This is a genomic window from Maribacter sp. ACAM166, assembly GCF_005771495.1.
Taxonomy (GTDB): domain Bacteria; phylum Bacteroidota; class Bacteroidia; order Flavobacteriales; family Flavobacteriaceae; genus Maribacter.
The window spans coordinates 45,790-65,031 of sequence record NZ_VAUW01000025.1; the positions used below are offsets into that span (position 1 = coordinate 45,790).

At 31.5% G+C, this 19,242-nt stretch carries 20 protein-coding genes; 16 read left to right on the plus strand and 4 right to left on the minus strand.

The annotated features are described in order from the left end of the window. Positions 1–37: 37 nt before the first annotated feature. Positions 38–1,279, minus strand: a complete 1,242-nt coding sequence (locus ES765_RS15075) for an MFS transporter (protein WP_138115138.1) — start codon at positions 1,277–1,279, stop codon at positions 38–40. 240 nt (positions 1,280–1,519) lie between these two features. Here ES765_RS15075 and ES765_RS15080 point away from each other — a divergent pair, with 240 nt between their 5' ends. Further along, positions 1,520–2,092: a RidA family protein gene (locus ES765_RS15080; protein ID WP_138115139.1), complete on the plus strand. Its 573-nt coding sequence runs from the start codon at positions 1,520–1,522 to the stop codon at positions 2,090–2,092. A 278-nt stretch (positions 2,093–2,370) separates the two neighbouring features. Here the strand turns inward: ES765_RS15080 and ES765_RS22755 are convergent, their stop codons facing one another. Together ES765_RS22755 and ES765_RS15085 are read right to left on the minus strand one after the other, a co-directional pair. Beyond that, positions 2,371–2,547, minus strand: a complete 177-nt coding sequence (locus tag ES765_RS22755; RefSeq protein WP_317131429.1) for a DUF6747 family protein — start codon at positions 2,545–2,547, stop codon at positions 2,371–2,373. Positions 2,548–3,396: 849 nt separating this feature from the next. Beyond that, a complete protein-coding gene (locus ES765_RS15085; RefSeq protein WP_138115140.1) occupies positions 3,397–3,795 on the minus strand; it encodes a hypothetical protein in 399 nt (132 codons plus the stop codon). A gap of 91 nt (positions 3,796–3,886) precedes the next feature. Between ES765_RS15085 and xerA the strand changes: the two genes are divergently transcribed. From xerA to ES765_RS15155, 15 genes are all read left to right on the plus strand, one after another. Then, a complete protein-coding gene (xerA, locus tag ES765_RS15090) occupies positions 3,887–5,017 on the plus strand; it encodes a site-specific tyrosine recombinase/integron integrase (protein ID WP_138115141.1) in 1,131 nt (376 codons plus the stop codon). 233 nt (positions 5,018–5,250) lie between these two features. Further along, a complete protein-coding gene (locus tag ES765_RS15095) occupies positions 5,251–5,943 on the plus strand; it encodes a hypothetical protein (protein ID WP_138115142.1) in 693 nt (230 codons plus the stop codon). A gap of 436 nt (positions 5,944–6,379) precedes the next feature. Beyond that, positions 6,380–7,192: a DUF6694 family lipoprotein gene (locus ES765_RS15100; RefSeq protein WP_249356496.1), complete on the plus strand. Its 813-nt coding sequence runs from the start codon at positions 6,380–6,382 to the stop codon at positions 7,190–7,192. Between the two features lie 224 nt (positions 7,193–7,416). Further along, positions 7,417–8,196 carry a DUF6090 family protein gene (locus ES765_RS15105; protein WP_138115143.1) on the plus strand — a complete coding sequence of 260 codons (780 nt, stop codon included), beginning with the start codon at positions 7,417–7,419 and terminating at the stop codon, positions 8,194–8,196. Between the two features lie 526 nt (positions 8,197–8,722). After that, on the plus strand, positions 8,723–8,980 hold the full coding sequence (locus tag ES765_RS15110) for a hypothetical protein (protein WP_138115144.1): 258 nt from the start codon (positions 8,723–8,725) through the stop codon (positions 8,978–8,980). An 86-nt stretch (positions 8,981–9,066) separates the two neighbouring features. Continuing rightward, the gene (locus ES765_RS15115) at positions 9,067–9,363 is read left to right on the plus strand and encodes a type II toxin-antitoxin system HigB family toxin (protein WP_138115145.1); all 297 of its coding nucleotides are present in this window, start codon (positions 9,067–9,069) and stop codon (positions 9,361–9,363) included. A gap of 11 nt (positions 9,364–9,374) precedes the next feature. Beyond that, positions 9,375–9,746 (plus strand): type II toxin-antitoxin system HigA family antitoxin, encoded by a 372-nt coding sequence (locus ES765_RS15120; protein ID WP_138115146.1) that lies wholly within the window; start codon positions 9,375–9,377, stop codon positions 9,744–9,746. A gap of 213 nt (positions 9,747–9,959) precedes the next feature. Continuing rightward, entirely contained in the window at positions 9,960–10,796 is an 837-nt protein-coding gene (locus tag ES765_RS15125; RefSeq protein WP_171017316.1) for a hypothetical protein, read from the plus strand. 43 nt (positions 10,797–10,839) lie between these two features. After that, complete coding sequence (locus tag ES765_RS15130) at positions 10,840–11,106, plus strand: TM2 domain-containing protein (protein ID WP_138115148.1); 267 nt, start codon at positions 10,840–10,842, stop codon at positions 11,104–11,106. Positions 11,107–11,319: 213 nt separating this feature from the next. Further along, positions 11,320–12,120 carry a hypothetical protein gene (locus tag ES765_RS15135; protein WP_138115149.1) on the plus strand — a complete coding sequence of 267 codons (801 nt, stop codon included), beginning with the start codon at positions 11,320–11,322 and terminating at the stop codon, positions 12,118–12,120. Between the two features lie 328 nt (positions 12,121–12,448). Next, the gene (locus ES765_RS15140) at positions 12,449–15,652 is read left to right on the plus strand and encodes a type ISP restriction/modification enzyme (protein ID WP_138115158.1); all 3,204 of its coding nucleotides are present in this window, start codon (positions 12,449–12,451) and stop codon (positions 15,650–15,652) included. Further along, complete coding sequence (locus ES765_RS15145; RefSeq protein WP_138115150.1) at positions 15,649–16,326, plus strand: hypothetical protein; 678 nt, start codon at positions 15,649–15,651, stop codon at positions 16,324–16,326. The genes ES765_RS15140 and ES765_RS15145 overlap by 4 nt, the downstream gene beginning before the upstream one ends. 5 nt (positions 16,327–16,331) lie before the next feature. Next, complete coding sequence (locus ES765_RS21810; protein WP_171017317.1) at positions 16,332–16,487, plus strand: hypothetical protein; 156 nt, start codon at positions 16,332–16,334, stop codon at positions 16,485–16,487. A gap of 100 nt (positions 16,488–16,587) precedes the next feature. Next, positions 16,588–17,223: a cellulose binding domain-containing protein gene (locus tag ES765_RS15150; RefSeq protein ID WP_138115151.1), complete on the plus strand. Its 636-nt coding sequence runs from the start codon at positions 16,588–16,590 to the stop codon at positions 17,221–17,223. Between the two features lie 158 nt (positions 17,224–17,381). Further along, the gene (locus tag ES765_RS15155) at positions 17,382–18,476 is read left to right on the plus strand and encodes a hypothetical protein (RefSeq protein ID WP_138115152.1); all 1,095 of its coding nucleotides are present in this window, start codon (positions 17,382–17,384) and stop codon (positions 18,474–18,476) included. A 120-nt stretch (positions 18,477–18,596) separates the two neighbouring features. Here ES765_RS15155 and ES765_RS15160 read toward each other — a convergent pair whose 3' ends face one another. Next, on the minus strand, positions 18,597–19,061 hold the full coding sequence (locus ES765_RS15160) for a hypothetical protein (RefSeq protein WP_138115153.1): 465 nt from the start codon (positions 19,059–19,061) through the stop codon (positions 18,597–18,599). Positions 19,062–19,242: the final 181 nt, after the last annotated feature.

Genomic DNA, 19,242 nt, shown 5'->3' on the forward strand with positions numbered 1-19,242 from the left:
TTAATTGTTCGGCCATTCTTTTAGAGGTAATTATTAGTTAAACTGTAGCAACTTCATTTTTTCTTCTATTCTTCATCCAAAAATAAAGTATGATGAATAATATTATCAAGATACCAGGGAAAATGGTCAATTTCTCCAAAGTATTCTGTCCAGCAATCAGTTCTAGCTCATCGCCGGTAAAACCTTGTCTCGTTGCTTCAGCTAAATCACTATCAATCCACCCTCCTATAACAGGCTGAACGGCTCCGGTCATAAACATTCCAATTGCACCCACTATGGACATGCCCAAAGCACCACTTTTTGGAATTTTATCCGCTACAAATCCTATCATATTCGGCCAGAACAATGCGATACCAAAAGCAAAGACTATCGCAGCTACATAAGCCATGGCACCTGTTTGTGTGCTAAATAAATATATTCCGATTGTCGCTAATATTGCAGAACCTAAAAGAACCCCGGACTGATCGAATTTTTTTACAAAATCCCCTCCAAAATATCTAGTAATAGCCATCAAACCAGCTGTCAATGCAAGAATAATCATTGGATTGGCACCACTTTTAGATAAAATAAGACCTACCCATTGATTGGGTCCAAATTCAGATATAGCGGTTAATGTCATACAAAAGGCTATAAACAGAAATAAAGGCGACAATATTGATTTGAAATTTCCACCAAGTGTCGCAGCTTCTTTAACCTTAGCCTTAGGCCAAGACTGTCCGAAAAATAAGTAAGCATAGATTAACGTAGGAATTAGTATAAACCAAATTTGTGTTTCCCATGATAGTCCTGCATCAGTCATGAACTTTGATAATAAACTACCTATTGCAATGCCACCAGGAAACCACATGTGAAAACGATTCAACATTTTACTCATTCTATTTCCTTTATAAGCATCAGCAATCATTGGATTACAAGCCGCTTCTGTACATCCATTACCTAAACCAATGAGAAGGGTAGAAATCAAAAGCCCTACATAACTGCCAGAGTATATCGTCAATATTATGCCAAGAGCATGTGCGAAAAATGCAAATTGCATAATCACCTTTCCACCCACCTTATGATAGATTAATCCACCCACAATCATTGCTAGCGGAAACCCTAAGAACCACATAGAATTAATAAAGCCCAATTGTGGCCCTGTTAGACTTAGTTCTTCGCTTAATTGTGGTAAGATACCGGCACGTATACTAAAAGAGAATGCTGTGGTAATCAATGCAAAACAGCTGGCATAAAACAGTCTGTTAGCATTTAAACTAGAAGTTGCGGTTGAACTTTCCATATTTGTATTGATTTAGTTGTTGTTTTGGTTAATGCGCTAAACTAATAAAAATGAAATAATAACAGAGCTTTTTTAGGAAAATGATACCTTAAGTGCGATATATAGCACAAAAAATATTATTTCTAAATTTTTTTATGTTTTTTGTGTAATCGCAACATCGTAAGTTTTGGCCTTACAATGTTGATACTTAGGTATTCCCTAACTTATACTTAAATTTATGAACCACTAATCAAAATATTTATGAAGAGAATTATGTTTGTTTTTCTAAGCTTTATAGCTTTTAGTTGTGCCGATATAGATAGGAGTTTCGATAAAGAAGTAGGAAATACTAAGCTCACGGCAAATGTTAAATATAACCCAGAGTCTAATTTGGATAGCTTAGGCATTGTATTGAGAGATCAAGGAACGCCAGTAGCAAATTATGTACATGCAGTAAGGAGCGGTAACCTCTTGTTTTTGTCAGGAAAGGGACCTAAACAAGCTAGTGGAAAGAATATTGTGGGAAAATTGGGTAAAGAACTATCCTTGGAAGAAGGCTATGCTGCTGCGCGTGAAGCAGGTATCAATCAATTATCGGTCTTAAAAATGGAATTGGGAAATCTGAATAAAGTAAAGCGAATTGTAAGTGTTCATGGAATGGTAAATGCTACTTCTGATTTTAAAGACCATTCAAAAATAATTAATGGGTATTCTGACTTAATGGTGGCTGTCTTTGGTGAGAACGGAAAACATACGCGTGCAGCAGTTGGCATGGGTTCACTACCTGGTAATATGGCGGTTGAAGTAGAGATGATTGTTGAGGTTTACGAATAAACTTTGTATTGATTACTGTAAATAGTTAAAAGGGTTTTTTATAAACCCCTTCAATTATCATTTGTTTATAGTTTGATACACTCTAATTTTATATTGACTGAATGTTTTAAATTTTGTCAAGAACTCAATCAAACTAAAATATTTCATCAAGATTGATTGTTGAACAGAACTTACCACAATCAGATTTTATATATGACTTTGATTATCAATGTCAATATTCAAACTTACAAACTGCCTATTATTAGAAGCAGTTTAAATTCATGTATTAGATTTCAATTTCAAATATTAGAAAAAGAAAAGCCAGAAAATAATCTATGTATAAATACATAAAGTACTAATATTAACATAATTACAGTAAACCAAGTAAAGGCTTTTAAAGAATACTTAAGCATGTAATTTCCCAAGTTTTTAAATCCTTCCTCATATATTTCTTTCAAAAGTATAACTGTCTTCATAATGTTAGGGATTATTATTTTTAACAAATCTCCTGCAATAAATCAACGTAGTTTTTAAGATTCGACCAAAATGAGTCAATACTAGGTTGAAATACATGCTCAATTCCTTTTAAAGAAGAAATCGTCCTTTTAAAGACCAAGTATTAATTTCCTCTTAAGTTAAACGGTGATTTTTGAAGAGCAACGACAATGTAATTAGCCATGCCATATCATGTAATTTTAAATTTTTATAAATTGTACTGGATAACTACGTGTAAAAGTGCTCGTAGTTTAATAGTTCTTATTGTAGTAAATAAGGCATTAGATTTCAGGCCATAGGATAATTTAATTCAATACCGTTTTAGTATAGTAATAGTAACGAACTACTGATTTTTTTACTTTTGGTAATTATACATAGGTACGCTTAGCATTTAAAACTAAACAAGTATGAAATATAAGTGTTTATTAAAGTTGCCTGAAGCCAAGAACTGTAAATGTGGAAGATGTGCGCATAACAAACGCCTTTAAGTTAAACTTAATTAAGGACGAAAGTAAAATCGTTTATTTTCAATAGTATAGAAAATAAGAACATAAATATACGAAACACTGATAATCAGTACGTTTTTATTCTTAACGGGTCTATTCAATTGTTGAAAAGTGACCTCGGCAAGAATCGAACTTCATTTGCTAAGCCCTTATTTTTAAAGGGTTATAAAAATTTACTTATTACAATGTTGACGATTTGTGAACTTTTTTGATGATTTTTTTTCCGTCATATCAAATGTATGTAAATTGAATTAAAAGGAAAGATTGTAAAGGGTGAAATAAAATAGAAAGTGTTTTTTGTAGGTTATATTGTTTGTAATAATATTAAATTTTCAGCTTAAAATTCTTATCCATATAGTCTTGCCATATGACCAATACGTATTTGTCCTTTCCATTTTCGTTCTTTGTTAAGAAACCATATTCGTAAACAAATAAATAGATCTCTCCTTTTTGATTTTTCCAATAATGAGTGAAGAAGTTTGGGTCAAATCCTAATTCCAATAAAACACTACTTCTAATAGTTACCTTTCCTCCCTTATTATATTCCTTAAGTAACCTACGGTTTAATTTCAATTGATTATCTACCTTATTATAAAAGCGCTCAGGATTTTGTTTTTCATTTTGGTATTGGTAAGCACTTTTGCATTGAGGGTCACAAAATTTCTTATCTGTCCTACCGCTTAATTCTTTATTACAATAACGACATTCCTTATAGATTCTCATTAAAATCGATTTAATAAAATATTATACGTATCCTATTCGTATAAGGTACGATTAAATAAAATGTATCAATTAGATTACCAAAAAAAAAGCCATGGAAAAAGGTAGGAGCGTTACATTAAAGCATCTTTTAATTAAAGAAAGACGCTACATAGGTTTACAATTCAACACGGATAAAGTTATTCATGCACTTGTAAGGCAATTGCCAGATGTAAAATGGAGCAATAGCTTTAACATGGCTTACATTTTGAACACCAAACAAAATCTGGATGAGCTATTCAAAATATTTAATGGTGTTGTTTGGGTTAATTGCAACCACTTTTTTGATAAAAACATCGCAAAAGAAAATAACGAGCCGATAGATATTACATGGTTTAGGAAAAGGGAACTACCAGCAACATATCGAGTTTGTCCTTTAAGTTATTTAGATAAGTTAGAATTGAGAAAATATGCCAATAATACGGTAAAAGCATATGTGACTTCTTTTGAAACATTCATCAATTATTACAACAATAAAGATTTAATCTCTATTAATGAAAGAGATGTTAGAGATTATCTATTAAAACTAATTCAAGAAAACAAATCGAATGCCTACATAAATTCGGCTATCAACAGTATAAAGTTTTACTATGAATCGGTTCTTGGTATGCCAAATAGGTTTTATGAAATAGAAAGACCTAGAAAAGAAAAAAAATTGCCAAAAGTACTTTCAAAAGAGCAAGTTCTCAGTATTATTGCCCACACCAACAACTTAAAGCACAAATGTATTGTTAGTCTTTTATATTCTTCTGGAATACGCAGAAATGAATTGGTAAATTTAAAAATAACCGATATTGATAGTAAACGAATGTTGATACGGATTGAAGCAGCAAAAGGTAATAAAGACCGTTATACATTGCTTTCACATTCATTGTTGAAAGATCTACGAGAATATTATAAACAATATAAACCAGAAAAATATATCGTTGAAGGTTTATACGGCAAGCAATATTCAGGTCAAAGCATTGGGAAAGTAGTAATTAATGCAGCTGAAAAAGCAGGGATTAATATTCCTGTAACTCCACATATGCTAAGACATAGTTTTGCCACACATCTATTAGAAGCAGGTGTAGATTTAAGACAAATTCAGGTTTTATTGGGTCATAGCTCTAGCAAGACAACTGAAATATATACCCATGTTGCCACAACAACTTTTAAAAAAATAAAAAATCCTCTTGATTTCTAGAAATTAATATAAAAGATATATATAACATATGTTATATATATTTTATATTGGAGGTATATAGAACATATGTTCTATATACAATTGTTAGGCACAAGCTCACTTCGACTCAAAATATCGATGAATATTTTCGCTAACTATAAGGTGAATTTAATATCAAGTTTGATTTGAGAATACTAAACAACTATAAATCTGACAATTAACTTTGCGTAAGTTTGAATTTAAAAAATAAAACAATGAGACAATTTTACACTTTAACTCTAATTCTAATTTTTTCAACAAGTTTTCTATGTGGACAGACAGCAGATGACTTGAATAAAGAATTAGATAGTTTAACTTTGATTTTAGAAAAAGTTAATTTGAAAATCAATGAATTTAACAATCAAAAAACTGAAATTCGACAACAAATAAGTGAGTTAAATCAAAAAAAGAACAAAATAGAGCTTGAAAATGAATTTGCTATAGGAATTCCTGTTACAATAAATTACATGGGAGGGACACTGCGGGATAAGCCTAACATTTCAGGTAGTGAAATTATTAAAATTCCAACTGGAGATACTATTCTAATTTTTAATTGCTACGAAAAACCTTACTTCAAAGCAGCTTATAAAGAGAAAGTAGGCTATATTAGTCATTCTTCTTTAAACAATAATGCTAAGATTGAATCAATAATTAAGAAGGAGTTGTCGGAAACAAATCCAAAACTAGCTAGTTTAACACAAGCATACGGAGCCTATTATGCCGAAAAGATAATCAAAGGCGAATATTGGATTGGAATGACTGATAAGATGGCAAGATCAAGTCTTGGCTCCCCAGACAATATTAATAACACAACTGGTTCGTGGGGAGTACATGAGCAATGGGTTTATTCTAAAAATGACATTTATCTTTATTTTGAAAATGGGAAATTGACAAGCATACAAGATTAAAAAAACACAACGAAAAACCTAAAGAGACAGATGATCTAGAACAATTAGTTTTTTCTTTTGCAAAGGAAAGCGGTCTTGAAAAATGGATTGAATACGATGATTCAATGAAAAAGTATTTTCCAACCGCAGATATGGAGGATGAAATACTCATTCATATTGACAAGTACGATAAAAAACCATGACATTGATAACAAAGCCAGTGCCTAACAACACCTATGTGTAATGTGGAAATTCATCGGTAACCGTTCGTGCAGAGCACATCCGAACACCGCCAAATTTTTTGATTTGGCTTTTACTACAAAATTTAAAAACAAAACCAAAAAATTTGGCTTCGTGGGAACTTTGAAAAGTTAATTACTATTCCTATTCCACACTCCACATAGCCGCAACCGTTGTAGCACATTTGAGAAAAACCATAATCTATAAATTAAACAATATGAAAAAAATTACTTTACTACCAATTTTACTATGCTTATTAATCGTTTCCTGCCAAAAGAAAATCGATGGTTCAAGCGAAGAGTCTATGAAAAACTCAATCAAAGAGATTAATGAATCGCTGGAAGATGATAAGAAAGAAAATTTTCAAGAATCGATGCAATTGATGATGTTTAATGGACTTGAACTTTCCGACTTAATGGAAGATGGCGGAGCAGAAAAAACAGCCGAAGATTTCAAAACAAGAATTGACGGTATGACAGCAGATGATATTATTGAAGAAGGAGATAAGATTAAAAAGCAAATAGAACAAAAGAAAAAAGAGCAAGCCAAATCGGAAGTGATGGAGCTTTATACCGCAAGAGAAAATGCTGAAAAGGATAGACAAATGTTATCTAAATTTGAAGTAGTGCGTTCTCGATTTTATATGAGAAGTGAAGGAACATATTATGTTACTAAAAAACCAATAATTGAATTGACCGTCAAAAACGGAACAAACCAAGCTATTTCAAGAGCATATTTTACTGGAACATTAGCGAGTCCTGAAAGAACTGTTCCTTGGATAAAAGATGATTTTAATTATGACATTTCTGGTGGTTTAGAACCAGGCGAAGAAGTGACTTGGTATTTAGCACCAAATATGTTTAGTGATTGGGGCGAAGTTGATGCACCAAAAGATGCTATATTAACAGTAGAAGTAACGCAACTTGATGGTGCAAACGGAGAAGAATTATATTCTACAAATAACTTCGGAAAAACTGAACAAGAAAGGTTGGAAGAGTTGCTTAAATCGTACCCAGAGTTCGCGAAATAAACGTGCTACAACAACGTATATAGCTCATAGCTAGGTATTTGCTTAATTGAAGTTAAGGTATATTTGCCAGTCCGCCAAATTTTTAAATTTGGCTTATTAGAAAAAAAGATAATAAGAAAAATTTAAAAATTCGGCTCGTGCTTCATCCGAAAGTAATTGTTTAATTTGCACGCTACGAGCCATATACAGAGACGTTGTGCTTCATTATCAGAAACCGCTAACCAATGATAAAATTCTTTAGAAAAATTAGACAAAATCTTCTCTCAGAAAACAAGTTCAGCAAGTATCTGATTTATGCAATCGGAGAAATAATACTTGTTGTCATTGGAATTTTGATTGCTTTGAGCATTAATAATTGGAATCAAAACAGAATAAATACTGATAAGCAACAAGACTATTTAATTGGACTTAAAAATGATTTAGAAAAACAAATAACATCTTTCAATTCTTCATTTCAATTTTATGAACTCATAATTGGTAAAGGAGAATCGGTTTTAGTAGATTTTAGTTCAATAGGGAAATTAACAGAAATTGATAATATAAATAGCAAGTTGTCTTTTTTGATGTACACAAGAGGTTACCCGAAAATTACAACCACTTTTAATGAACTAAATAGTACTGGGCAACTCAACTTAATAAAGGAAAAATCATTACGTTCTCAAGTTATAAAGTATTATCAAAACTCGGAAGATAATCAAAAAGCGGTTGAAGGAAATACAGAAAATGTTATTTACAATCAAATATTCCCAATAATAAAATCTAATATTATTATACGACCAGAAAATTTTGGATTCGAGAACAGCACGATAAGTTTAATGGAAAAGTTGAAATCAACCTTTGAGAATAATTTAAATGATTCAAATAAGGAATTTGAGTTGATAAATGCAATTAGTTTGCGAATTATAGTAGCCAAAACCAACAAATATACTATCGAGAACTCAAAAAATGAAGCAGAGCTATTGTTGGATAGAATAAATAATGAATTAATGAAAATCAATCCTTGAAATTTAAAAATAACGAAAGCACAACAACGTATAAAAATAATAGGGCAATTGTCGCTTAATTCAATGTTTCAGGCACTTTTGCGAGGTCGCCAAATTTTTAAATTTGGCTTATTGAATAAAAAAGATAATAAGTAAAATTTAAAAATTCGGCTTATGTTTAACCGAATGGTAGTCGCTTTTTTTCCGCCCTACTATTCTTATACAAAACCGTTAGCGGTAATATGTGGTAAGAAGTAAGATAAGCTTCGGAGTCTTTCCTTTTTTGCTGCTTACCCTATAAAAGACCCACTCAGTTCTCAAGCAGAACGTTTATCAGAGCAACAAAAAATCTACGGTACCAATTTCATTAGTTTATCTTTTAAGTGTGGCCTAGGCTTTAAAAATAGAGCAACTTTCGGTGTCTTCCCTTTTGCCGACACAACGCAAGTGTTGCGCAATCACTATCCAGGCGGACTTGTGGCTTGCCCGTATTTATAAACCTGCTATACCTCTTAATTTTTTTATGTCTACTTAGGTGTATCGCTGCATGTTAAAAGCGGCAAAATCTAAGGGTAATATAGGAATAGCTTGTCTTTTAGCGTTTGGTTCGGGTTACATAAAACCGCTAACAAGACCTATACGTAATGCGGGACTTGGTCAATATCAAAAGGTTTGCGTATTTTTAGGAGGTACGCCAAAACAGTTTGATTTGGTATTTAAAGCAAAAAATAAACACAAAAAAACTGCTTTAGCTAAGTGTAAAGTAAGGAAAATCAGTACTGCTCTGCTCCCGCACTACTCATAGCTCAGGCGTTACCCTTTATTAAGAAAAAACAGACCGAAAGTTCTTTATCAGAGAACTAATTGTATCTTTGCTTCATAGTTCGTTGGATGAAACGTATAATCGCAAAAAGCACGCTCCGAGAATATTGGGAAAAACACGCTGATTCAGAACAGTATTTAAAGACTTGGTACGACACTGCCAAAAATGCTCAGTGGTCATCTCCGAATGATATTAAGCAAACCTATATTTCAGCGAGTATCCTAAAAAATGGACGAGTGGTTTTTAACATAAAAGGAAACTCATACCGCCTGATTGTTAAATTCAATTATGAAAGGCAGTGGGCGTTCATTCGCTTTATTGGAACCCATGCAGAGTATGATAAAATAGATGCTGACACCATTTAAAAAGAACAAAGATGAATCTCAAACCCATTAAGTCCGACAAGGACTACCAAGAAGCACTGGGACGCTTAGAAGTGATTTTTGACGCTCCCATTGACTCCAAAGAAGGAGATGAAGCAGAAATCCTATCGCTAATGATAGAGAATTTTGAAAACCAGAACTATCCGATTGAGGCACCTGATCCAATTGAAGCGATTAAAATCCGAATGGAAGAATTGAACCTACGCCAAAAGGATTTAGTAGGCATTATAGGTGGTAAAAGTCGGGTGTCAGAGATATTAAATCGGAAGAAGAAACTGACCGTTGACATGATAAGAGAGTTAGAAAGAATCCTTCAGATTTCTGCTTCTGTCTTAGTGAACAATTATTCGCTTGAGAAAAAATAACAAAGGGTAACAACACCTATGCGCAATGCTAGCTAAGGGAATACTAAAAAGGTCTGTGCTTCTATTCCGCCAAAGCTGCGCTTTGACGTTTTAGTTATCAATTTAAAAACACAAAACGCAGCTTTAGCTTCCGTTTGTGCCTGATGGAAAGTTTAGGCTTTTATATTCCGCACAGCGCATAGCCTAAACGTTATAGCCAAGCAAAAAAGACAGATGAGAATACAATTAACAGAATTATTAATATTAACATTTAAGAGAAATACTATGAAAAAAATCACATTAGGATTTATGGTAATTGCAACATTAATTATAACAAGTTGCACTAACCCGATGGACAAACCATTAAACAGCGAAGATTTTGTAAAAGTAAAAGAAGAAATCTCTGCCGACAAGAATTACAGTCAAATGAAAAAAAATTACATTATTGATAATTTGTCTGAACAACTTGGATTCCTTGAATTAGGAAAGACTATGGGCAAGGCAATGGGAAAAGATATGGATGAATTAAAAATATCGACTTTTAATGAAGAAATAGCCGAATTAACAGTTTCTTTTGATTCTATTAGTACTGCAAAAATAGAAATAGCAGAGAATAATAAGAAACTTGAAAACTTCATAGAACTGATTGATGCAAATACAATTTCGATGGACAAATACAAAGGATACCTGAGTATGACATTAAAATTCAATAATCAATTTGAAAAGGAGATACTTTACATAATTCTCAATTATAAATACGTAAATAAATACGATTCTGAATTTTTCGATGAAAAGACCAAACTAACGGATGAAGTTGCTGGTGATTTTAAAGGTGAACTTGAAGTATCAACGACTGAAAAATATAATGATGTTGCAGAATTTATGTACACAAAAGTACCTGTTCAAGCAAAAAAAGCATTAAGAGACGAATTAGGTGAAGAAAAAGCGAATAAAAAAGTTAAACACGATTTTTTAATGGAAGGTCTGAAACTTGAAACACTTGGGATTGTTTTTAAAGACAAATCTGAATTTGTAAAACAAGATGCTGACTGGAAATATCTTGAAAAGTAAATAATTAACACTTAAATAATTTATAAATTAAAATTCAATTATTATGGACACTAACAAATTAATGGCTTATGAAAGTCGCAAAGCAAACACAACAACAGTTTGGTTATTATTTTTATTTTTAGGTTGGTCTTATGGCTCGCTTGACAAAATTGGTTTACAGATTCTTTTTTATATCACTTTGGGTGGTTTTGGACTTTGGGCATTAATTAGACTATTTACTCTTAGTGGTGCAATCAAAACTTATAACCGTAGAATTGCTGGACAAGTAGGTTTAGATAATCAAGAAATGGCTACTCTAAATTTATTATAAAAAGAAAGGTTGTATTAGTCTGATAAGATATAAAACATCTTGAAAACAAAGAATGCCAGGCTATAACAATGTATATAAAAAATAGGCGATATAGTAGTAATATCAAGGCTTGTAGCTTGGTTGAACTTTCTTGTAAATTGAAAGTTTCGAGCTTCTAAATCGCCTACTTTTCATATACTAACCGTTGTGCGTCATTAAAATCAGAACCCAAAATTGAAAATCCTGCTGAAAATAATAATCCGATTTATTCTATTTTGCTTTCTAACTGCTGTGACTCAAATCGGTGGAATTGTTTATTTATTAAGTTTAATAATTTCGAAAAAGTGGAATAAAAATCTGAAGTTTAAAACTCTGATTATTTTTACAAGTTTTTACCTTTTTTCAACGCTTTTAATTGTTCCATTAATTGCTCCGATTTTTGGGCGTGAAAAAGTAAAACATTCAGAAAATATAAACCCAACGAACTATATTACTGTTCTTTTGAACAGAAATTATGTCCGACCAAAACTAAACGAATTATTAAGCCAAACGGAGAAAGAATTAAACGGAACAAATATTGAGATTCACTATTTAGATGCAAATTTTCCTTTTATTAATAAGTTCCCTTTACTTCCCCATTTGAGTCATAATGACGGTAAGAAAATCGACATTAGTTTGATATACGAAACAGAAAACCGAATCATAACTGACAAACAAAAATCTGTAAGTGGATATGGTGCGTTTGAAAATCCTAAACCAAATGAATATAACCAAATTGAAAATTGCTTAAAAAATGGGTATTTCCAATATGACTATCCAAAATACGTGACTTTTGGAAAAATTAATAAAGATTTAGTTTTCTCTGAAAAGGGAACAAAAAAACTCATACAAAGTATTTTAAAAAGTCGAAGATTAGGAAAACTATTTATCGAGCCACATTTGAAAAGTAGAATGAATTTAAAAGATAATAGAATACGATATCACGGATGTAGAGCAGTAAGACACGATGATCATATTCACGTGCAACTGAAATAAAAAATAACGAACGCACAACAATGGCTATAATTAATACGGGTTTTGGTGCTTAACCAAAAGTTTAGTGTGTTTTTAGTAAGTCCGCCAAATCTTTTGATTTGGATTTAGAACAAAAAATATAAAACAAAATAAAAAGTTTTGGCTAAGTGCTTAATCGAAAGTTCACTACTTTTAATTCCCGTACTAACCATAGCCGAGACGTTGTGTTTCATACCGAAAAAAGCCAACCGCACAAATTGCACATTTGGTTTTTGCCGACACATAAGCCTACGCTGAAAAACCAAAAGAGCAATTTTCAGCCACCGCTGACCAAAGATTGAAAAAGAAAATGACAATAAAAGAATACGTAGAAATAGTAAGCAAAAGACTTCAATCTGGAATTTCAAGAGAACATTCTTACAGAGGAGATTTAGAAACTCTAATTAGAGAGTTAGTAGACGGAATTGAAATAACAAACGAACCTGCAAACGTTACTGATTGTGGAAACCCTGATTATGTAATTACGAAAGGAAAGATCCCTGTTGGTTATATTGAAGCAAAAGATATTGGAAAAGACCTTAATAGTAAATCTTACAAAGAACAATTTGGACGTTACAAAAAAGCACTTGACAATCTAATAATTACAGATTACATCTGGTTTCAATTCTTTCAAAACGGAGAATTAGTTCACGAAATAAAAATTGGAGAAATTGAAAATAATTCAGTTAAACCTATTCCCGAAAATTTTTCAAAGTTTGAGAACTTAATCAAAGACTTTTGTACTCACGTTGGACAAACCATCAAATCGTCAAAAAAATTGGCGGAAATGATGGCTGGAAAATCACGTTTATTGCAAGATATTTTAGAACGTGCCATAACATCTGATGAAGAAACACAAGAAAACACTTCTATAAAAGGTCAATATGATACTTTTAAGGAAATATTAATTCACGATTTAAAGCCTAAAGGTTTTGCAGATATTTACGCTCAAACATTAGCATACGGAATGTTTGCAGCAAGATTACACGACCCAACATTAGACGACTTTAGCAGACAAGAAGCAGCAGAACTAATTCCAAAATCTAATCCTTTTTTGCGTAAACTATTTGGTTATATCGCTGGACCAGATATTGATGAAAGAATTGTAACTGTAGTTGATAACCTTGCAGAAGTTTTTAGAGCAACAAATGTCGAACAACTTTTAAAGAATTTTGGAAAAAGTACACAAACCAACGACCCAATAATTCATTTTTATGAAACATTTTTGGCAGAATATGACCCAAAATTAAGAAAAGCGAGAGGTGTTTGGTATACACCAGAACCTGTAGTAAATTTTATAGTTCGTGCAGTAGATGATATTTTAAAAACAGAATTTGATTTACCTCAAGGTTTAGCAGATACGAGTAAAACAAAAATTAAATTAAATACGGATATTACTGATAAACGTTCTGCAACTGGTTACAAACAAATAGAAAAAGAAGTACATAAAGTCCAAATACTTGACCCAGCAACTGGAACAGGAACATTTTTAGCAGAAGTTGTGAAGTTTATCTATAACAAAAACTTTAAAGCAATGAAAGGTGCTTGGAGTGGATATGTAGAAGAACACTTAATACCAAGATTAAATGGTTTTGAGTTGCTAATGGCTTCCTATTCTATGGCTCATCTAAAATTGGATATGTTATTAACCGAAACAGGTTATAAATCAACTAAAAATGAACGTTTAAATATATACTTAACCAACTCATTAGAAGAACATCACAAAGACACTGGAACATTATTTTCTAATTGGTTAAGTAGTGAAGCAAATGAAGCCAACCACATAAAACGCGATACACCAGTTATGTGTGTTATTGGAAATCCACCATATGCAGTAAGTAGCACCAACAAAGGAGATTGGATACAAGGTCTATTGAATGATTATAAAAAAGACTTAAATGAAAGGAAAATTAATCTTGATGACGACTACATCAAGTTTTTAAGATACGGACAATATTATATTGAAAAAAACGGAGAAGGTATTTTAGCATACATATCAAACAATAGTTTTATAGATGGTATAACGCATAGGCAAATGCGAAAAAATCTACTCGAAACATTTGACAAGGTTTATATTTTAGATTTGCACGGAAATGCTAAAAAGAAAGAAATTTGTCCTGATGGTTCACCAGACCAAAATGTGTTTGACATTATGCAAGGAGTTTCTATCAACATATTTATAAAAACAGGAAACAAAAAATCAAACCAATTAGGTAAAGTATTTCATTCAGACCTATTTGGAAAAAGAGATGTAAAATATCCATATCTTTTTGACAAAACAGTTTCAACAATCAAATGGGAAGTTTTAAAAAATAAAGAACCTTATTTCTTTTTTGTACCAAAAGATTTTGAATCTGAAGAAAAATATAAAAAAGGGTTTAAAGTAAGTGAATTGTTTCTTGAAAAAGTTCCAGGAATTGAAACAATTCGTGACGCGATAACCATCCATTTTGAACAAGAGAAACTTAAAGAAACAGTTAACGATTTTTTAGAATTAGATGAAAAAGAAATTGCCGAGAAATACAATACTAAAGATGCAAGAGACTGGAAAATTGGTAGAGCAAAAAATGATGTTATTGAAAACATTAATAATCCCAAAGTTTGGCAAGATATTTATTATAGACCTTTTGACACTAGAAAAACATTTTACTCTGGGAAACAGAATGGCTTTGTTTGCAATGGCAGATATAACGTAATGAAGCATCTTTTAAGTAAAAATTTTGGCTTAATTGTTCCAAGACAAACCGTTCAAGATTACAGACATTGTTTTATCACAAATAAAATCTTTGAAGGAAATATTACTGCAAGTGCAAAAATGTTTGGTACTGGAAATGGTTTTCCACTTTATCTATATCCTGAAAATAATGGTCAACAAACTATTGAAGAATCAATAAGTAGAAAACCAAATCTAAATCAAGAAATAGTAGACCAAATAGCCAAAAAATTGGGCTTAACATTCACCAAAGAGAAAGAAGAAACTAAAAACACGTTTGCACCAATAGACATTTTAGATTACATCTATGCTGTGCTGTACTCGCCTACTTATCGTGATAAATACAAAGAGTTTCTTAAAATAGATTTTCCAAGAGTTCCGTATCCAAAAGACGAAAAAACATTTTGGAGTTTGGTGAAACTAGGAAAAGAAGTACGAGAAATTCATCTTTTAGAAAGTAATAAAGTTGAGAATTACATTACAAGTTATGAAATGGCAGAAGATGCAGAAAATGACCATAATGTAATTACCACTAAAATTGGCAAGAAAGACTGGGAAATAATAGACACCGAAAAGCAACTTGGTAGAATTTGGATAAACGAGAGTAAATATTTTGACAACGTTCCTGTAACTGCTTGGGAGTTTTATATTGGAGGTTATCAACCTGCTCAAAAATGGCTAAAAGACAGAAAGGAAAGAGAATTGTACTATGAAGATATTTTACATTACCAGAAAATTATAGTTGCTCTAACTGAAACAGACAGAATAATGAAAGAAATTGATAAAATTGAGGTTGAATGAGCTATGTAAAACTAACAAAAGAACAGTTGCTTATTGAAATTGACAATAAATCAAAAGCAATTATCAATATGGGCCAACAGCTAACAGCAATTACTCCCAAAATGGAAACATTTGATATTTTTTTAATAGCAGCTCTAAACCGTACAGTAAATATTTCCAAAGCATATACAGCATTAATTCGAGACAACAATTTTATTGCAGCTGCTCCATTAGTAAGAATTAATATTGACACATTATTACGATTGTATGCTTCAATTATTTCAGAATACGACAGAAATACTTTTGCCTCTAAAGTTATGGGAGGTGAATTAATAATGAAGATGAAACTTAGAGGAACTAAACAAAACTTAAGTGATTCTTTACTTTATACTGAAATTTCAAAAGTTAAGAATATGGAATGGGTTACTGATATATATAAAGCAGGTAATTCATTTGTACATTTAGAAAAATCACATATTTTTTCATCTTTAAAAGTTGCTGATGATAAAGAAAGAATTATTAATATGTCAATAGGATTTCACGATTCATTTGTTCCAGAAAGCGAAAAATTTGGTTCAGCTGTTTGGATGAATAAGATAATTGATTCTATAATACAACAAGCTCAAATTTGGACGTATGAAAAAGCTCAAAGAGTAGGTTTTGACATTGAAAAATTGAATGAAATAAAAAGTTAAATAATATGCCAACGCTAAAAGCCATACACGTTTGCAATTCGCTACAGCCAACAACACAAGCCAAAATTGCAAAAGAGTATGTCTTTGCCAACGCTATCAGCAGAACGGAAAATAAAGTACGAAAACACAACAACGTGTATAAATCACTGGGCAATAGGTAATTAAGTAAAATTAATAGCAATAAATAAACATAACGGTAAACTGAAAATGAAGTGCTTCGAAATGCCCAACGCTTCATACACAAACCGTTGTGCCTAATTTATGAAAAACCGAATAAAGAAAATATTTTTAGTCTTAATTGGAATATTTCTCATTGGATTTATATCTTATAAAACAACCATGCGTTCTCAAAACGAGAAACTGAATTATGAAAAATACGGAATAAACTTTAACCAAACACGAACTGAAGTTGGATTAAAGGAAATCTCTGAAAATTGGAAATCTGATTATCTTATCGACGAAGATTATATAAATGATAATCCTGTTAGTCAATTAAAGTTAAAAGAAGTCTTTAGTTTTAGTGACATAAAAAATGGAATAATTTATGAAAATGATTCTAATAACAAAAGCGGAACTTTTAAAAGCAAAATAATTTGGTTAAACTCAAATATTATGTTTTGGAAAAACGGAATTGAATCGGAAATGGATGTTTATGAAAAAAATCTAGATTCAGTTACGACAGAAAATTTATCAATCAGATATTATTACAAAGATGATAATGAAAATAAAGACTATTTTGAGGCTGACTATTATCAAATTAACGAAAATGAAATTGGTTTTTGCGGAACACCAGCAGTTATGGAAAGAGAAGAACAACGAATTTCTGGAAAACCATATTTTGGAAATATAACAAAGAAAAAAGCTGATAGTATATTAGAAAAGTGGAATAAAAACTAGGCACAACACCGTATATAATTTATTGCTAGTTCTCGCCTACTTACGAAAGTCCTCGCGGACTTTCTTGGTCGGTAATTATTTACTAAATTAGTTGTTTAACCACGTAACAAACCATATACATAAACGTTATGTGTAATTAAAACCAAATCCGCAACTAATTGATTACAAGACAAAAAACTGCTGACAAACTAGCGTTTCTTCAATTGATTTTTTCTTTGATTCCCAAGGAAAAAGGCGGAATAACTAATGACTATGTTAGAGAATCATTAACTGCTGGATTTGAATGCGTGAATTATGATTCAGAAATTGAATTTCAAATAAAAGCAACGGAATTAAATCACGTCTTGGAAAAAATGGTGGAGAAAGCGAAGAAAATATTTCCACCCAAAGAAGACATTCACAAAATTGGTTCTGAATTTAATAATTATCTAAAAAACAATAAAGAATATTTCTCATTTGGAATTGAATATGGTTGGCTTGAAAAGTTTCTTGATTGTTCCATAGTTTGGGATGACAAATATCCTTATCACGCTAGAGTTGGAACAAACTATCACGCAAGTCGAATATCTGTTGAGGAACAGTTTCTTTTAAGAGATGCCTTTTATTTTTACGTTTTGGCGGAGAATGAATTAGATAAGCTTCACAAAATTGGAACTTATTTAAAATTTTCGCCAGATAAAAATATGGCTTCAAAAGTATATCCAGATGCTAGTATAATTAATTTAAACACCTGTTCTTTTGCTAGAACAACAATTTTACAGTTGTATTCATTTTTTGAAACTTTCGTCAATAGCTTATCCTACGATTTTTTAATGCAAAACGAAAATTCTCTATCTGAATCAGAAAAGGAAATTTTAATTGGTAAATCTAAAGGCAAATTTTTATCGCTTGAAAAAAAAATAGAGAAATCTCACCAAATTATTCGCGGAATTGAAAAACCGACTCTGAAAACAATTGATAGAAATCAACTAATTGAACCTTTTAAAACTATATTGTCAGAACATAAGGAATTAAGAGATTCAAGTGTTCATTATAATCCAACAAAAGAAAAAATATGGATAAGACCAACTGAATGGGTTGAAAGAATGACTAAATACGGAAAAGCGATTATGGATGGTTCTAGATTATATTGGAAAGCTTGTTCTGATGAAGATTATCCATTTTATTTGGACGAATTGGATTTAGAACATTTACATAAAATTGCTTTAGAGAGAATAAAACGAACGGAAGAAATAAAAAATAACTACACATAACACCGTGTATAATTCATTGCTAGTTATAGCCTACTTACGAAAGTCCTCGCGGACTTTCTATCTGTGATTTATTTGCTAACTTTAGTGCTTAAACACGCAACGAAATCATACACAAAACCGTTAGGCAACATTCTGAACGACATTCGATAAATCATTGCATATTGTAGGCATAAGCAAAACCTCTACTTCTTTAATCTTAAACAAAGAGGCTTTGTTTGCTTGTGTTTGATTTACCAATGTTATTTCATCAGATTTAAGTGTTTCCGCTACTTGTAATAATTCTTCAATTCTTAATACATTAAAAACGCTGTTCCCAATTCCAAAAAATTTATTGTAATCAAGTTCTTTTTTACCGTTTGGTTGTTTAGAAACTGTATTAAACACGCCACTTCCATCACAAACAGGGCAATCTTGATTTGATTCATAATCTTTACCATTGTGTGAAAATTCAAAATCAACATCACCATACCCACTGCAAGCATCACATTCTTTTTCTTGCTCATCAAAACAATCTACTTTAGGGAAGGCGTTTATTTTTTCTTTTAATTCTGAAACTGATATTTTTTTATCCAGAATAAAATCCATTGGGTAAACCTGTAGGCTTCCCCATAAGTGTAGGCTTCCCCGTCTTAGGACACGTCTAAATTCGATAAATAATTATTATTTAGGTCAGGTTTGATGAAGAATTTAAATTCTTCATCAAACCTGGGCATACACTCTTTAGGTGATTTATTACCTAAAGATTTATGTGGGTGGTTGAAGTTAT

Bases quoted from the DNA above. Each gene is read 5' to 3' on its own strand.
- ES765_RS15160 (WP_138115153.1), bottom strand. From the start codon at position 19,061: ATGGATTTTATTCTGGATAAAAAAATATCAGTTTCAGAATTAAAAGAA.
- ES765_RS15095 (WP_138115142.1), top strand. From the start codon at position 5,251: ATGAGACAATTTTACACTTTAACTCTAATTCTAATTTTTTCAACAAGT.
- ES765_RS15115 (WP_138115145.1), top strand. From the start codon at position 9,067: ATGAAACGTATAATCGCAAAAAGCACGCTCCGAGAATATTGGGAAAAA.
- ES765_RS21810 (WP_171017317.1), top strand. From the start codon at position 16,332: ATGCCAACGCTAAAAGCCATACACGTTTGCAATTCGCTACAGCCAACA.
- ES765_RS15080 (WP_138115139.1), top strand. From the start codon at position 1,520: ATGAAGAGAATTATGTTTGTTTTTCTAAGCTTTATAGCTTTTAGTTGT.
- ES765_RS15110 (WP_138115144.1), top strand. From the start codon at position 8,723: ATGTTAAAAGCGGCAAAATCTAAGGGTAATATAGGAATAGCTTGTCTT.
- ES765_RS15145 (WP_138115150.1), top strand. From the start codon at position 15,649: ATGAGCTATGTAAAACTAACAAAAGAACAGTTGCTTATTGAAATTGAC.
- ES765_RS15150 (WP_138115151.1), top strand. From the start codon at position 16,588: ATGAAAAACCGAATAAAGAAAATATTTTTAGTCTTAATTGGAATATTT.
- ES765_RS15130 (WP_138115148.1), top strand. From the start codon at position 10,840: ATGGACACTAACAAATTAATGGCTTATGAAAGTCGCAAAGCAAACACA.
- ES765_RS15075 (WP_138115138.1), bottom strand. From the start codon at position 1,279: ATGGAAAGTTCAACCGCAACTTCTAGTTTAAATGCTAACAGACTGTTT.
- ES765_RS15085 (WP_138115140.1), bottom strand. From the start codon at position 3,795: ATGAGAATCTATAAGGAATGTCGTTATTGTAATAAAGAATTAAGCGGT.
- ES765_RS15140 (WP_138115158.1), top strand. From the start codon at position 12,449: ATGACAATAAAAGAATACGTAGAAATAGTAAGCAAAAGACTTCAATCT.
- ES765_RS15105 (WP_138115143.1), top strand. From the start codon at position 7,417: ATGATAAAATTCTTTAGAAAAATTAGACAAAATCTTCTCTCAGAAAAC.
- ES765_RS15100 (WP_249356496.1), top strand. From the start codon at position 6,380: ATGAAAAAAATTACTTTACTACCAATTTTACTATGCTTATTAATCGTT.
- xerA (WP_138115141.1), top strand. From the start codon at position 3,887: ATGGAAAAAGGTAGGAGCGTTACATTAAAGCATCTTTTAATTAAAGAA.
- ES765_RS15125 (WP_171017316.1), top strand. From the start codon at position 9,960: ATGAGAATACAATTAACAGAATTATTAATATTAACATTTAAGAGAAAT.
- ES765_RS15120 (WP_138115146.1), top strand. From the start codon at position 9,375: ATGAATCTCAAACCCATTAAGTCCGACAAGGACTACCAAGAAGCACTG.
- ES765_RS22755 (WP_317131429.1), bottom strand. From the start codon at position 2,547: ATGAAGACAGTTATACTTTTGAAAGAAATATATGAGGAAGGATTTAAA.